Raw genomic sequence first — 12,967 nt, 5'->3', positions numbered from 1 at the left:
TCTCGGGGATGATGCCGGGGTGGGCGTGGCAGGTTCCTTGCTACAACCTGCGGGTGCGCCTTCCCCTCTGAACACGATGACCGAAACCGAACTGCGCGGCTGGATTGAAGCGGTCCGGCGCGGCGCCCTGCCCCGCCGCGCCTTCGTTCAGCGCCTGGCCGCCCTGGGCCTGGGCGCGCCCGCGGCGGGCAGCCTGCTGCTGGCCGCAGGCGTGGCCCAAGGCCAGCCCACACCGGCCGGCAACGCCTACAAGCCCACCAAGGCCGGTGGCGGCGGCTTGCTGCGCCTGCTGTGGTGGCAGGGCCCGACCATCCTCAACCCCCACTTCACCACCGGCCAGAAGGACACCGACGGCAGCCGGCTCTTCTACGAACCGCTGGCCGACTGGGATAACGAAGGCCGCCTCGTGCCGCAGCTGGCGGCCGAGATCCCCAGCCTGGCCAACGGCGGCGTGGCGCGCGACGGCAGGAGCGTGGTGTGGAAACTGAAGAAGGGCGTGCAGTGGCACGACGGCACGCCCTTCACCGCCGACGACGTGGTCTTCACCTGGCAGTACGCCGGCAACCCCGCCACGGCCGCCACCAGCATCGGCTACTACCTCGACCGCACGGTGGAGAAGATCGACAGCCACACCGTGCGCGTCGTCTTCAAGCAGCCCACGCCCTTCTGGGCCCACACCTTCGTGGGCGCGGGCGGCGAGATCCTGCCGCGGCATGTGTTCGGGCCGTACACGGGCGCGAAGTCGCGCGAGGCGCCGGCCAACCTGGCGCCGGTGGGCACCGGGCCCTACAAGTTCGTGGCCTTCAAGCCGGGCGACCTGGTGCAGGGCGCGCTGAACCCGAACTACCACTTCCCCGCCCGCCCGCACTTCGACCGCGTGGAGATGAAGGGCGGCGGCGACGCCGTGAGCGCCGCGCGCGCGGTGCTGCAGACGGGCGAGTACGACTTCGCGTGGAACATCCAGGTCGAAGACGAGCTGATCAAGCGGATGGAATCGGGTGGCAAGGGCCGCGCCCACTTCGTGCCCGGCGGCGCCGACCTCGAATTCATCACCTTCAACCACACCGACCCGAACCGCGAGGTGGACGGCGAACGCAGCAGCCTGAAGGCGCCCCACCCCGTGCTGAGCGACCCGGTGGTGCGCCAGGCCCTCAGCCTGCTGGTCGACAAGGCCTCGATCGAGAAATTCATCTACGGCCGTGCCGGCGTGGCCACGGCCAACTACGTCGACAACCCGCCCGTCTACCGCAGCCCGAACACGAAGTGGGAGTTCAACCCCGAGAAGGCCGCCGCGCTGCTGGAAGGCGCCGGCTGGAAGAAGGGCAAGGGCGGCCTGCGCGAGAAGAACGGCCGGCCGCTGAAGCTGTTGTTCCAGACCAGCACCAACGCGCTGCGCCAGAAGACGCAGGCGCTGGTGAAGCAGGCGGCGCAGAAGGCCGGCGTGGAGATCGAGATCAAGGCGATTGCCGGCTCGGTGTTCTTCAGCACCGATGTCGGCAACCCCGACACCTACGGCAAGTTCCACGCCGACCTGCAGATGTACACCGGCGGCGGCACCATCGACCCGGCGCGCGTGATGCTGCGCTTCGTCTCGTGGGAGGCGGCGCAGAAGGCCAACAAGTGGTCGGGCATCAACCTCTCGCGCCACGTCAACCCCGAGTTCGACCGCCTCTTCCGCGAGGCCGAACGGGAGCTCGACCCCGTCAAGCGCGCCACGCTGTTCGTGCGCATGAACGACCTCTTGGTGCAGACGCATGCCGTCATCCCCGTGATCCAGCGCCGCAGCGTGGCGGCCGTGTCCAGCAAGCTGGTAGCCCCGGTCTCCGCATGGGTCGGCGACATGGGTTTTCTCAGAGATTGGTACAGAACCTGAGCACTCCAATGCAAGACACCGAACTCCGCTCCCTCATCGAAGCCGTGCGCGAAGGCGCGCTGCCGCGCCGCGCTTTCGTGCAGCGCCTGGCGGCGGCTGGCCTGGCCGCGCCGCTGGCTGGCATGCTGCTGATGCACGCCGGCGTGGCGCAGGCCCAGGCGGCCAACCCGCCCTACAAGCCCACCAAGCGGGGCGGCGGCGGGGCGCTGAAGACGCTGTCCTGGCAAGGCGCCACGCTGCTGCAGCCGCACTTCGCCAGCGGCACCAAGGACCAGGAAGCCAGCCGCATCTTCTACGAGCCCCTGGCCAGCTGGGACCGCGATGCCAACCTCGTGCCCGTGCTCGCCGCCGAGCTGCCCACGCGCGAGAACGGCGGGCTCAGTGCCGACGGCCGCAGCGTCGTCTGGAAGCTCAAGAAGGGTGTGACCTGGCACGACGGCAAGCCCTTCACCGCCGACGACTGCGTCTTCACCTGGGAGTTCGCACGCGACCCGGCCACCGCCGCCGTGACGCAGGGCATCTACAAGGACGTGACCGTCACGAAGGTCGACAGCCACACCATCCGCGTCACCTTCCCCAAGCCCACGCCTTTCTGGGCCACGGCCTTCTGCGCCACCGAGGGCATGGTGCTGCCCAGGCACCACTTTGCCTCCTTCTCGGGCGCGAAGTCGCGCGAGGCACCGGCCAACCTGGCACCCGTGGGCACGGGGCCTTACGTCTTCGTGGAGTTCAAGCCGGGCGACATCGTGCGCGGCAAGCTGAATGCGAACTACCACATGCCCAACCGGCCCTACTTCGACACCATCGAGGTCAAAGGCGGCGGCGACGCGCCCAGCGCGGCCCGCGCGGTGCTGCAGACCGGCGAGTACGACTTCGCCTGGAACCTGCTGGTGGAAGACGAGATCCTCAAGCGCATGGAAGCCGGCGGCAAGGGCCAGGCCATCTTCCTGCCCAGCGGCGACGTCGAGTTCGTGCAGCTCAACCCCACCGACCCCAACACCGAGGTCGATGGCGAGCGCAGCAGCCTGAAGACGCAGCACTTCGCTTTCTCCGACCGCGCCGTGCGCGAAGCGATGGCGCTGCTGTGCGACCGCAAATCCATTCAAGACTTCATCTACGGCCGCGGCGGTGCGGCCACGGCCAACTTCCTGAACAACCCGGCGCGTTTCCGCAGCCCCAACAACAAGGTCGAGTTCAACATCGACAAGGCCAACCAGCTGCTCGATGCGGCGGGCTGGAAACGCGGCCGCGGCGGCGTGCGCGAGAAGAACGGCAAGCCGCTGCGCCTGCTCTTCCAGACCAGCACGAACGCCACGCGCCAGAAGGCCCAGGCCATCATCAAGCAGGCCTGCGGCAAGGCCGGCATCGAGCTGGAGCTGAAGTCCATCTCGGGCAGCGTGTTCTTCAGCAGCGATGTCGGCAACCCCGACACCTACGGCAAGTTCTACGCCGACATGCAGATGTACACGACCACGATGAACCAGCCCGACCCCGAGCGCCTGATGGACCAGTACCTCAGCCGCGAGGCCAGCAGCAAGGCCAACAAGTGGCAGGGCCGGAACATCTCGCGCTACCGCAACCCCGAGTACGACAGCACCTACGCGCAGGCGGAACTGGAGCTCGACCCCATCAAGCGCGCCGCGCTCTTCATCAAGCTCAACGACCTGCCGGTGCAGGACTTCGCGATCATTCCGATCTCCAGCCGCACGCGCGTGCGCGGTGTGGGCGCGAAGATGGCCGTCACGCTGACGGGTTGGGACCTCGATTTCTCGGGCCTGCCGCACTGGTACCGCGAGGCGTGATGCACATGTCCGATTCGAACTGCGCCGCCAACGAGGCCACCCTGCGCACCTGGCTGGCCCAGGTGCAGAGCGGCCAGCTGCCGCGCCGGGCCTTCGTGCAGCGCCTGGCGGGTTTCGGCATCGCCGCGCCGCTGGCCGGACTGATGCTGTGGGATGCTGGCGTTGCACAAGCCCAGCCTGCCGACGGCTTCAAGCCCACCCAGCGCGGCGGCGGCGGCCTGCTGCGCCTGCTGGAGTGGCAAGGCCCCACGCTGCTGAACCCGCACTTCGCCACCGGCCTGAAGGACAACACCGGCGCGCGCATCTTCTACGAGCCGCTGGCCGAGTTCGATGCCGAGGGCAACCTCAGCCCGGTGCTGGCAGCCGAGGTGCCCAGCCGCGCCAACGGCGGCCTGGCGGCCGATGGCAAGAGCGTGGTGTGGAAGCTGAAGAGGGGCGTGACTTGGCACGACGGCCAGCCCTTCACCGCCGACGACGTGGTCTTCAACTGGCAGTACGCCACCGACCCCGCCACCGCAGCGGTGACGGCCGGCAATTACGAAGGCCTCAAGATGGAGAAGGTCGACACGCACACCGTGCGCGTCGTCTTCGACCGGCCGCGGCCCTTCTGGCCCGGGCAATACGCAGGCGTCTTCCTCATCCCGCGCCACCTGTTCGCGGCCTACAGCGGCAACAAGTCGCGCGAGGCGCCGAACAACAACCGCCCGGTGGGCACGGGGCCCTACACCTTCGTGGAGTTCCGCCCGGCCGACCTGCTGCGCGGCGCGCTGAACAGGAACTATCACCTGCCGAACCGGCCCTACTTCGACAGCCTGGAGCTCAAGGCCGGCGGTGATGCCACCAGCGCCGCGCGTGCCGTGCTGCAGACCGGCGACTACGACTTCGCCGGTGGCCTGAGCCTGCCCGAGGACGTGCTCGTGCGGCTGGAAACGGCGGGCAAGGGCCGCCTGCACATCGCCACCGGCAGCGCCACGCAGGCCATCTACCTGAACTTCACCGACCCGGCGCAGACCGTGGACGGCGAGCGCTCGCACGCAAAGACGCGCCACCCCATCTTCAGCGAGGCCCCAGTGCGCGAGGCCATCGGCCACCTGATCGACCGTGCCGGTATCCAGCGCTTCATCTACGGCCGCCAGGGCCAGGCGACCTCGAACTTCGTCAACAACCCGGCGCGCTACCGCAGCCCGTTGCCGGCACCCGAGTACAACATCGAGAAGGCCAAGGCCCTGCTCGATGCCGCGGGCTGGAAGCCCGGCCCCGACGGCGTGCGCGTGAAGAACGGGCGCAAGCTCAACCTGCTGTTCCAGGGCGCGGTGGTGGCCACCAGCCAGAGCACGCAGGCGGTGGTGAAGCAGGCCGCGGGCAAGGCCGGCATCCAGCTGGAGTTGAAAGCCGTGCCCAGCAGCGTCTTCTTCTCGTCCGACACGGGCAACCCCGACACCTACGGCAAGTTCTACGCCGACATGCAGACCTACAACTGGACCGTCAGCAACCCCGACCCCGAGAACCTGATGCAGTGTTTCGTCAGCTGGGAGGTGGCGAGCCAGGCCAACAAGTGGCTGGGCCAGAACATGGTGCGCTGGCAGAACGCCGAGTACGACACGCTCTACCGCACGGCGCAGAGCGAGCTCGACCCCGTCAAGCGCGCGGCGCTCTTCATCCGCATGAACGACCTGGTGGTCAAGGACGGCTACGTCATCCCCTTGCTGGCGCGCAACCAGGTGGCCGCGATGGCGCTCAAGCTGGTGGCACCGCTTTCGCCCTGGCGCAACCACATGGCCTCGCTGGCCTACTGGCACAAGGCGGGCTGAATGGGACCCTACCTCCTCCGCCGCATCCTCATCGCCATCCCCAGCCTGCTGGGCATCAGCGCCGTGCTCTTCACGGTGCTGGCCCTGGCACCGGGCGACCCCTTCGAGGAACTGGCCACCAACCCCAACGTGCCGGCCGAGGTGAAGCAGATGCTGCGCGCCAAGTTCGGCCTGGACGACCCCGTCTGGCAGCGCTACTTCCGCTGGCTGGCGGCCATGCTGCAGGGCGACTGGGGCTACAGCTTCATCAGCCGTGTCGATGTCGACCAGCTCATCCTGCAGCGCGTGCCCGTCACGCTGGCCGTCATCGGCGCCTCGCAGGTGGTGGCGCTGCTGATCGCGCTGCCCATCGGCATCATCTCGGCCGTCAAGCCCTACTCGTGGTTCGACCGCATCTTCAGCACGCTGGCCTTCGTGGGCTTCTCGCTGCCCACCTTCTTCAGCGGCATCCTGCTGATCCTGCTGTTTTCCATCACGCTCGATTGGCTGCCCTTCGTCTACCGCGCCGACATCGACGCCACCGGCTGGGAATGGTGGTGGCTGCACATCCAGCAATCCATCATGCCGGTGATGGTGCTGGGGCTCTTCCAGGCCGCCAGCTGGATGCGCTACGTGCGCAGCGCCGTGCTCGATGTCATCAAGCTCGACTTCGTCACCACCGCGCGCAGCAAGGGCCTGAAGGAACGTGTGGTGGTGATGCGCCACGTGGTGCGCAACGCGCTCATCCCGGTGGTGACGCTGGTGGCGCTGCAGATGCCGGCGGTGTTCGGCGGCGCCATCGTCACCGAGCAAATCTTCCGCATCCCCGGCATCGGCAGCCTGCTGATCGACGCCATCCTGCGCAACGACACGCCGGTGATCATGGCCGTGACCTTCGTGTTCAGTTGCCTGGTCATCCTGTTCAACCTGATCGCAGACCTGCTCTATGGCTGGCTCGACCCCCGCATCTCCTTCCGCTAAGGCGCCCGTGAGCACGACACAAAGCAAGACCGTGAGCACCTCCCCGTGGGCCGAAGCCTGGCGCCGCTTCCGCCGCCACAAGATGGCCGTGTTCAGCCTCGGCCTGCTGAGCACCCTTGTGCTGCTGGTCTTGTTCGGCCCGCTGTTCTGGACGGTGGCCATCGACGAGATCGACTTCAGCGCGCGCCTGGCCACGCCCAGCCTCGCCCACCCCATGGGCACCGACGACCTCGGGCAAGACCTCTTCGCGCGCCTGCTGTATGGCGGCCGCATCAGCCTGGCCGTGGGCCTGGCGGCCATGCTGATGGCCATCTTCGTGGGCGTGCTGATTGGCGCCATCGCCGGCATGTCACGCGGCTGGGTCGACACCGCGCTGATGTGGCTGACCGACCTCTTCCTCAGCCTGCCGCAGCTGCCGCTGCTGCTGCTGGTGATCTACCTCTTCCGCGACAGCCTGAAAGAAAGCTTCGGCCCCGAGGGTGGGGTCTTCATCCTCATCGTGCTGGTGATCGGCGGCTTCCGCTGGATGCCGGTGGCGCGGCTGGTGCGCGCGCAGTTCTTCAGCCTGCGCGAGAAAGAGTTCGTCGAGGCGGCGCGGGCTTTGGGCGCCAGCACGCCGCGCCAGGTGACACGCCACATCCTGCCCAACAGCCTGGGGCCTGTCATCGTGGCCGGCACCATCGACGTGGCCGCGGCCATCATCGCCGAGAGCACGCTGAGCTTCCTGGGCCTGGGCTTCCCGCCCGACATCCCGACCTGGGGCCGCATCCTCTTCGACAGCAAAGACTATCTGGACATCGCGCCGCACTGGGCCCTGTTCCCGGGCCTGGCCATCTTCCTGACGGTGCTGACGATCAACTTCATCGGCGACGGTCTGCGTGACGCGCTCGATCCGCGGAAAGTCATGTGATGGCGCTGCTGGAGATCCAAGGGCTCAAGACCCATTTCAAGACCGACGACGGCTGGCTGCACGCGGTGGACGGCGTCGACATGACGCTCGACGCCGGCGAAACACTTTGCGTGGTGGGCGAAAGCGGCTGCGGCAAGAGCGTCACCGCCAAGACGGTGATGAAGCTCATCGACATGCCGCCGGGCAAGATCGTCGCCGGCCGCGTGATGTGGCAAGGCCGCGACCTCGTGCCGCTGCCCGCGGCCGAGATGGAAAAGATCCGCGCGAAGGAAATCGCCATCGTCTTCCAGGAGCCGATGACGAGCCTGAACCCGGTCTACACCGTGGGCCAGCAGATCGCCGAGAGCGTGCGGCTGCACGAAGGCCTGAGCAAGGCCGATGCAAAGGATCGGGCGATAGCGATGATGCGCCGCGTGCGCATCCCCACGTCCGAGCGGCGTGTCAACGACTACCCGCACCAGTTCAGCGGCGGCATGCGCCAGCGCGTGATGATCGCCATGGCCCTGGCCTGCAACCCGAAGCTGCTGATTGCCGACGAGCCCACCACGGCGCTGGACGTCACCATCCAGGCGCAGATCCTCGACCTGCTGGCCGAGTTGAAGGCCGAAAGCGGCCTGGCCGTGATGCTCATCACCCACGCCATGGGCGTGGTGGCCGAGGTGGCGCAGCGCGTGGTGGTGATGTACGCCGGGCGTGTGGTGGAAGAAGCGCCCGTGGCCGAGCTCTTCGCGCGGCCGCGGCACCCCTACACGCAGGGGCTGATCCGCAGCATCCCGCGCATCGACACCGCCGCCACGCAAAAGACGCGGCTGGAGGCGATTGCCGGCACGGTGCCCAAGCTCGTGGCGCCGGTCAGCGGCGGCCTGCCTGAAGGCTGCCGCTTCGCGCCGCGTTGCAGACACGCCAGCCCCGCCTGCACGGCGAGCACACCGCCGCTGCGTGACATCGGCCATGGCCACAAGGTGGCCTGCATTCTTGAGAGCGTGCCTGCATGAACGCGCCTGTCACTGCCCCCACCCACGCGCCGCTGCTCAAGGTCGAGGGCCTGGTCAAACACTTCCCCATCACCGGCGGCCTCTTCGGCCGCGTCGTCGACAAGGTGCACGCCGTCGACGGCGTGAGCTTCGAGATCGGCCAGGGCGAGACGCTCGGCGTGGTGGGCGAAAGCGGCTGCGGCAAGAGCACCACGGGCCGTTGCATCCTGCGGCTGATCGAGCCCACCGCGGGCGAAGTGACGTTCGCGGGGAAGAGCGTCAGCGCCGCCAGCAAACGGGAGCTGCGTGCGCTGGCGCGCGACATGCAGATCATCTTCCAGGACCCGTACGCGAGCCTGAACCCGCGCATGACGGTGGCGGCCATCGTCGGCGAGGCGCTCACCATCCACAAGCTCACGAAGACGGCGCGTGAACAGGAAGACCGCACGGTGCAGCTGCTGGAAACCGTGGGCCTGAGCGCCGACCACCTGCGGCGCTTTCCGCACGAGTTCTCAGGCGGCCAGCGCCAGCGCATCGGCATCGCGCGCGCGCTGGCGGTCAGCCCCAAGCTCATCGTCTGCGACGAGGCGGTGAGTGCGCTGGACGTCTCGATCCAGGCCCAGGTGATCAACCTGCTGGAAGACCTGCGCGACCAGTTCGGCCTGAGCTACATGTTCATCGCCCACGACCTGAGCGTGGTGGAACACATCAGCCACCGCGTGGCGGTGATGTACCTGGGGCGCATCGTCGAGATCGCGCCGGCCCAGGCGCTGTACACCAACCCGCAGCACCCCTACACCGAGGCGCTGCTGTCGGCGGTGCCGATTCCAGACCCCGCGGTGAAACGCGCGCGCATCCCGCTGCTGGGCGATGTGCCCAGCCCCATCAAGCCGCCTTCGGGCTGCCACTTCCACACGCGCTGCCCCATCGCGAAGAAGGGGCTGTGCGACGTGGAGAAGCCGGTGCTGAAAGCCGTGGGCGGCGACAACAGCCACCAGGTGGCCTGCCACTTGAGGGGCTGAAGCCGGGCCGCTCTTTCAGGGTCGGTGCCCGAGCAGCCGTGCCGGCAGCAGCACGATGGCGCGCAGCAGCGCGAACACACCTTCGAAAACGATGCCGATCAGCCGCAGCGGCAGCGTGATCAGCCAGATCAGCGGCGCCAGCACCAGCGCCAGCAGCGCCACGGGCCAGCTCAGCACGAAAAGCGCGCACCAGACGAAGAAGACGAGCAGCGTCTTCATGCGCGGCCTTCAGGCGCGGTGGGCCGGCGCCTGCTCGGCGAACTGAGCGGTGGCGCTGTCGGGCTGGGCCAACTGGTCGACCACGCCGAAGAGGCCGAAGGTCAGCACGGCGGCGAAGAAGACGGAGAAGAGGCGGTGGGCGGGGCGGGTGTTCATGGCGGTGGTCCTTGGTGCGGGTTTCAGGCTGCGATGGACTTATCTTCGGCAGACACGCCGCCCGCCACCACACGCTTGCGATGAAGCGCAGAGGAAGGCCGATGAATCGACGCCAGCACCGGCCCGTCAGCGGGCAGCGTCTGCCGCCCAGGCCGCGCAGAACGCGTGCATCTGCGCCAGGCCGTCGGTCAGCGCCGCGGGGCCCGGCTGCAGGATGTCGCAGCTCTTGATCTCGTGCAGCCGGCGGTGCTGCACCGCCGGCACCCCGGCCCAGCCCGGCCGCGCCGCCACCTTCTCGGGGCGGAACTTCTTGCCGCACCACGAGCCGATGATCACGTCGGGCGCGCGCTGTGCCGGCGCCAGGGCCTCGGCCACCACGCGGTGCTTGCCCAGGTTCTGCACGGCCAGCTCCGGGAAGATGTCGTCGCCGCCGGCCGTGGCCAGCAGCTCCGACACCCAGCGGATGGCGCTGATCATCGGCTCGTCCCACTCCTCGAAGTACACGCGCGGCCGGCGCGGCCAGGTGGCGGCCACGGCGGCGATGCGGGCGTGTTCGGCCTGGCAGGCCGCGATCCAGGCTTCGGCGCGGTCGGAGGCGCCCACCAGGCCCGCCACCAGGCGCAGCGTGGCGAAGATCTCGGCCACGCTGCGCTGGTTGGTGATGAAGACGTTGAGCCCGGCGCGGATGAGCTTGTCGGCCAGCGCGGCCTGCATGTCACTGAAGCCGATCACCAGGTCGGGCTGCAGCGCCACGATCTGGTCGATCTTGCCGTCGAGAAACGCGCTGACACGCGGCTTCTCCTGCCGCGCCCGCCGCGGCCGCACCGTGTAGCCGCTGATGCCGACGATGCGCGCCTCTTCCCCCAGCAGGTAGAGCCACTCGGTGGTTTCTTCGGTGAGGCAGACGATGCGCTGCGGGCCGGTGGGGGTGGCCATGCCTCAGCGCCCCAGCAGGCGCCGCAGCAGCGCGGCATCCAGGTGTTCTTCGACGAGATCGGCCACGGTGTCGCAGGCCTGGTTCAGCGTCGGCACCTCGGCGCCGAACAGCGCGCGCAGCACCGCGCTCTGCTCGAAGAGGCCGTGCGCGTAGACGCCCAGCACCGGGCCTTGCTGCCAGCCGATGGGCTGGCCTTGCGCGTCGTGCAGCACGGCCTGTGCACCGGCGGCCTGCGTGCGGCCGCAACGGATCTCGTAGCCCTGGGCCTGCACGCCCGCCAGCGCGGCCCAGGGGCCGTGGGCTTCGGTGAAGCACACGGGCGCGGCGCGCAGGCGCTTGGCAGGCCCGAAATGCGTGTGCAGCGGCAGCAGCCCCAGCCCGGGCAGGTGCTCGACGCGCTGGCCGTCGTGGCCTTCGGGGTCGTGCAGGCTCAGGCCCAGCAGCTGCAGGCCGCCGCACACGCCCAGCACCGGCCGGCCGGCGGCGGCGTGCGCCTGCAGCGTGCGGTCCAGCCCTTGCGCGCGCAGCCAGGCCAGGTCGCCGCTGGCCTGCTTGCTGCCGGGCAGCACCAGCCAATCGGCGCCCTCGGCTTCGGCCGGCGTGCGCGCCCAGCGCAGGCGCAAGCCCGGCACACGCGCCAGCGGCAGGAACTCGTCGAGGTTGCTGATGTGCGGTGGCGCGATCACCGTCACGCGCAGACGCACAGGCGCCGCTGCCGCTGCACCGCTGGCTTCGTCCGGGTGCAGCAGCCCGTCTTCTTCCGGCAGGCCGTGGCCACGCCGCAAGGGCAGCACGCCGGCCAGCGGCACGCCGGTCAGCGCCTGCAGCTGCTGCGGGCCCGGGGCCAGCAGCCCAGCGTCGCCGCGGAAGCGGTTGAGGACGAAGCCCTGCAACAGCGGCCGAACGTCGTCGGGCAACAGCGCCCAGGTGCCGTAGCAGTGCGCAAAGCTGCCGCCGCGGTCGATGTCGCTGACCAGCAGCGCCGCCGCGGGCCCGGCGGCCGCAGCCCAGCGTGCGGTGCCGAGGTTCACGTAGTCCTGCGGCGCAAGGTTGATCTCGGCCGGCGAGCCCGCGCCTTCCACCACGACGAGCTCGTGCCGCGCGGCCAGGCGCTCGAAGCCGCGTTGCGCCTCCACGGCCAGCAGCGCGCTGCGTTCGCGCCAGGGCAGCGTCTTCAGGTCGGCGCGGGCGCGGCCGTGCACCACCACCTGGCTGGCGGTGTCGGCCTCGGGCTTGAGCAGCACCGGGTTCATGTCGGTGTGCGGGCGCACGCGCGCCGCCAGGGCCTGGAAGTACTGCGCCGAGCCGATCTCGCCCCAGGTCTCGCCACCCACGTCGCCCGGCTCGCCGCAAGCCACCACACGCGCGTTGTTGCTCATGTTCTGCGCCTTGAAGGGCGCCACGTTCAGGCCGCGGCGCACCGCCACGCGGCACAGCGCGGTGGCCAGCCAGCTCTTGCCGGCGCCGCTGGTGGTGCCCCAGACGATGAGGGTGCGGGTCATGGGCGTGCTTTCACAAGGCCGGCACCACGGCCCAGCGCGGCTGGCCGGCCACGGTGAGGGCTTCGATGCTGAAGGCGTGTTCGAACACCTGCGCCAGCGCCGCGCGCAAGGCCGGATCGGCCGGCGCGCCGTCGGCCACGATGCGGCCCTGGTCCATCACCAGCACGCGGTCGGCGGCCAGCGCCAGCGTCAGGTCGTGCAGCACGGCCATCACGGCCGCGCCTTGGCGCGCACGCGCCGCCAGGCCGCGCAGCACGGCGCGCTGGTGCGGGGCGTCGAGGTGGGTGGTGGGTTCGTCCAGCAGCAGCACCGGGGCCCGCACGGCCAGCGCGCGCGCCAGCAGCACACGCTGGCGCTCGCCGCCCGAGAGTTCGTTCAGCCGGCGCCGCGCGAAGGCCAAGGTTTCGGTCTCGGCCAGCGCGGCCTGCACGGCGGCTTCGTCGCTGGCGTCGGGCGCGCCGAAGAGCCCGTGGCGCGGCAGGCGGCCCAGGCGCACCACGTCGTGCACGGCGATGTCACCCTCGGCCTCGCCCTGCTGCGACAGCCAGGCCAGCGCCTGCGCACGCTCGCGCGCCGAGAGCGTGCCCAGCGCGCGGCCCCGCAGCCACACGCGCCCGGCATCGGGCGTGCGCAGCCCGGCCAGCAGCGAGAGCAGCGTGCTCTTGCCCGCGCCGTTGGGCCCGACCACGGCCACCCACTGCCCGGGCTGCAGCGTGAGCGACACGCCGTCCAGCACGCGCCGGCCGCCGAGCTGCAGGCCCAGGCCCTCGGCGCGCAGCGGCGGCGCACTCACGGCAAGGC

The 12,967-nt window shown here is 69.7% G+C and carries 12 protein-coding genes; 7 read left to right on the top strand and 5 right to left on the bottom strand.

Annotation, left to right across the window (positions count from 1 at the left end; all coding sequences use genetic code 11):
- The first annotated feature begins 76 nt into the window (after window positions 1-76).
- The 7 genes from EOE66_RS13630 to EOE66_RS13600 are packed head-to-tail and all read left to right on the top strand — an operon-like array spanning window position 77 to window position 9,352.
- Window positions 77-1,873: a peptide ABC transporter substrate-binding protein gene (locus EOE66_RS13630; protein ID WP_128229289.1), complete on the top strand. Its 1,797-nt coding sequence runs from the start codon at window positions 77-79 to the stop codon at window positions 1,871-1,873.
- Window positions 1,874-1,881: 8 nt separating this feature from the next.
- A complete protein-coding gene (locus EOE66_RS13625; RefSeq protein WP_128229288.1) occupies window positions 1,882-3,675 on the top strand; it encodes a peptide ABC transporter substrate-binding protein in 1,794 nt (597 codons plus the stop codon).
- A 5-nt stretch (window positions 3,676-3,680) separates the two neighbouring features.
- Window positions 3,681-5,486 carry a peptide ABC transporter substrate-binding protein gene (locus EOE66_RS13620; protein WP_128229287.1) on the top strand — a complete coding sequence of 602 codons (1,806 nt, stop codon included), beginning with the start codon at window positions 3,681-3,683 and terminating at the stop codon, window positions 5,484-5,486.
- On the top strand, window positions 5,487-6,446 hold the full coding sequence (locus EOE66_RS13615; RefSeq protein WP_128229286.1) for an ABC transporter permease: 960 nt from the start codon (window positions 5,487-5,489) through the stop codon (window positions 6,444-6,446).
- Window positions 6,447-6,477: 31 nt separating this feature from the next.
- Window positions 6,478-7,356 carry an ABC transporter permease gene (locus EOE66_RS13610; RefSeq protein WP_205702700.1) on the top strand — a complete coding sequence of 293 codons (879 nt, stop codon included), beginning with the start codon at window positions 6,478-6,480 and terminating at the stop codon, window positions 7,354-7,356.
- Window positions 7,356-8,351, top strand: a complete 996-nt coding sequence (locus tag EOE66_RS13605) for an ABC transporter ATP-binding protein (RefSeq protein WP_128229284.1) — start codon at window positions 7,356-7,358, stop codon at window positions 8,349-8,351. Before EOE66_RS13610 ends, EOE66_RS13605 begins: the two co-directional genes overlap by 1 nt.
- Window positions 8,348-9,352 carry an ABC transporter ATP-binding protein gene (locus tag EOE66_RS13600; RefSeq protein ID WP_128229283.1) on the top strand — a complete coding sequence of 335 codons (1,005 nt, stop codon included), beginning with the start codon at window positions 8,348-8,350 and terminating at the stop codon, window positions 9,350-9,352. The genes EOE66_RS13605 and EOE66_RS13600 overlap by 4 nt, the downstream gene beginning before the upstream one ends.
- 15 nt (window positions 9,353-9,367) lie before the next feature.
- Here EOE66_RS13600 and EOE66_RS13595 read toward each other — a convergent pair whose 3' ends face one another.
- The 5 genes from EOE66_RS13595 to EOE66_RS13580 form a co-directional block, all read right to left on the bottom strand.
- Entirely contained in the window at window positions 9,368-9,571 is a 204-nt protein-coding gene (locus EOE66_RS13595; protein ID WP_128229282.1) for a hypothetical protein, read from the bottom strand.
- A 9-nt stretch (window positions 9,572-9,580) separates the two neighbouring features.
- Window positions 9,581-9,727: a hypothetical protein gene (locus EOE66_RS21815; protein ID WP_164885103.1), complete on the bottom strand. Its 147-nt coding sequence runs from the start codon at window positions 9,725-9,727 to the stop codon at window positions 9,581-9,583.
- Between the two features lie 126 nt (window positions 9,728-9,853).
- Window positions 9,854-10,663, bottom strand: coding sequence for a cobalamin-binding protein (locus EOE66_RS13590; protein ID WP_128229281.1), 810 nt, complete (start codon window positions 10,661-10,663; stop codon window positions 9,854-9,856).
- Between the two features lie 3 nt (window positions 10,664-10,666).
- Window positions 10,667-12,166, bottom strand: a complete 1,500-nt coding sequence (locus EOE66_RS13585) for a cobyric acid synthase (protein WP_128229280.1) — start codon at window positions 12,164-12,166, stop codon at window positions 10,667-10,669.
- A 10-nt stretch (window positions 12,167-12,176) separates the two neighbouring features.
- Entirely contained in the window at window positions 12,177-12,959 is a 783-nt protein-coding gene (locus tag EOE66_RS13580) for an ABC transporter ATP-binding protein (RefSeq protein ID WP_128229279.1), read from the bottom strand.
- Window positions 12,960-12,967 lie beyond the last annotated feature (8 nt).

The sequence above is a fragment of the Rubrivivax rivuli genome (genome assembly GCF_004016505.1).
Lineage (GTDB): Bacteria > Pseudomonadota > Gammaproteobacteria > Burkholderiales > Burkholderiaceae_C > Rubrivivax > Rubrivivax rivuli.
Note: the sequence above shows the minus strand (reverse complement) of the source record. Positions and strands in the feature narration are given on the sequence as shown.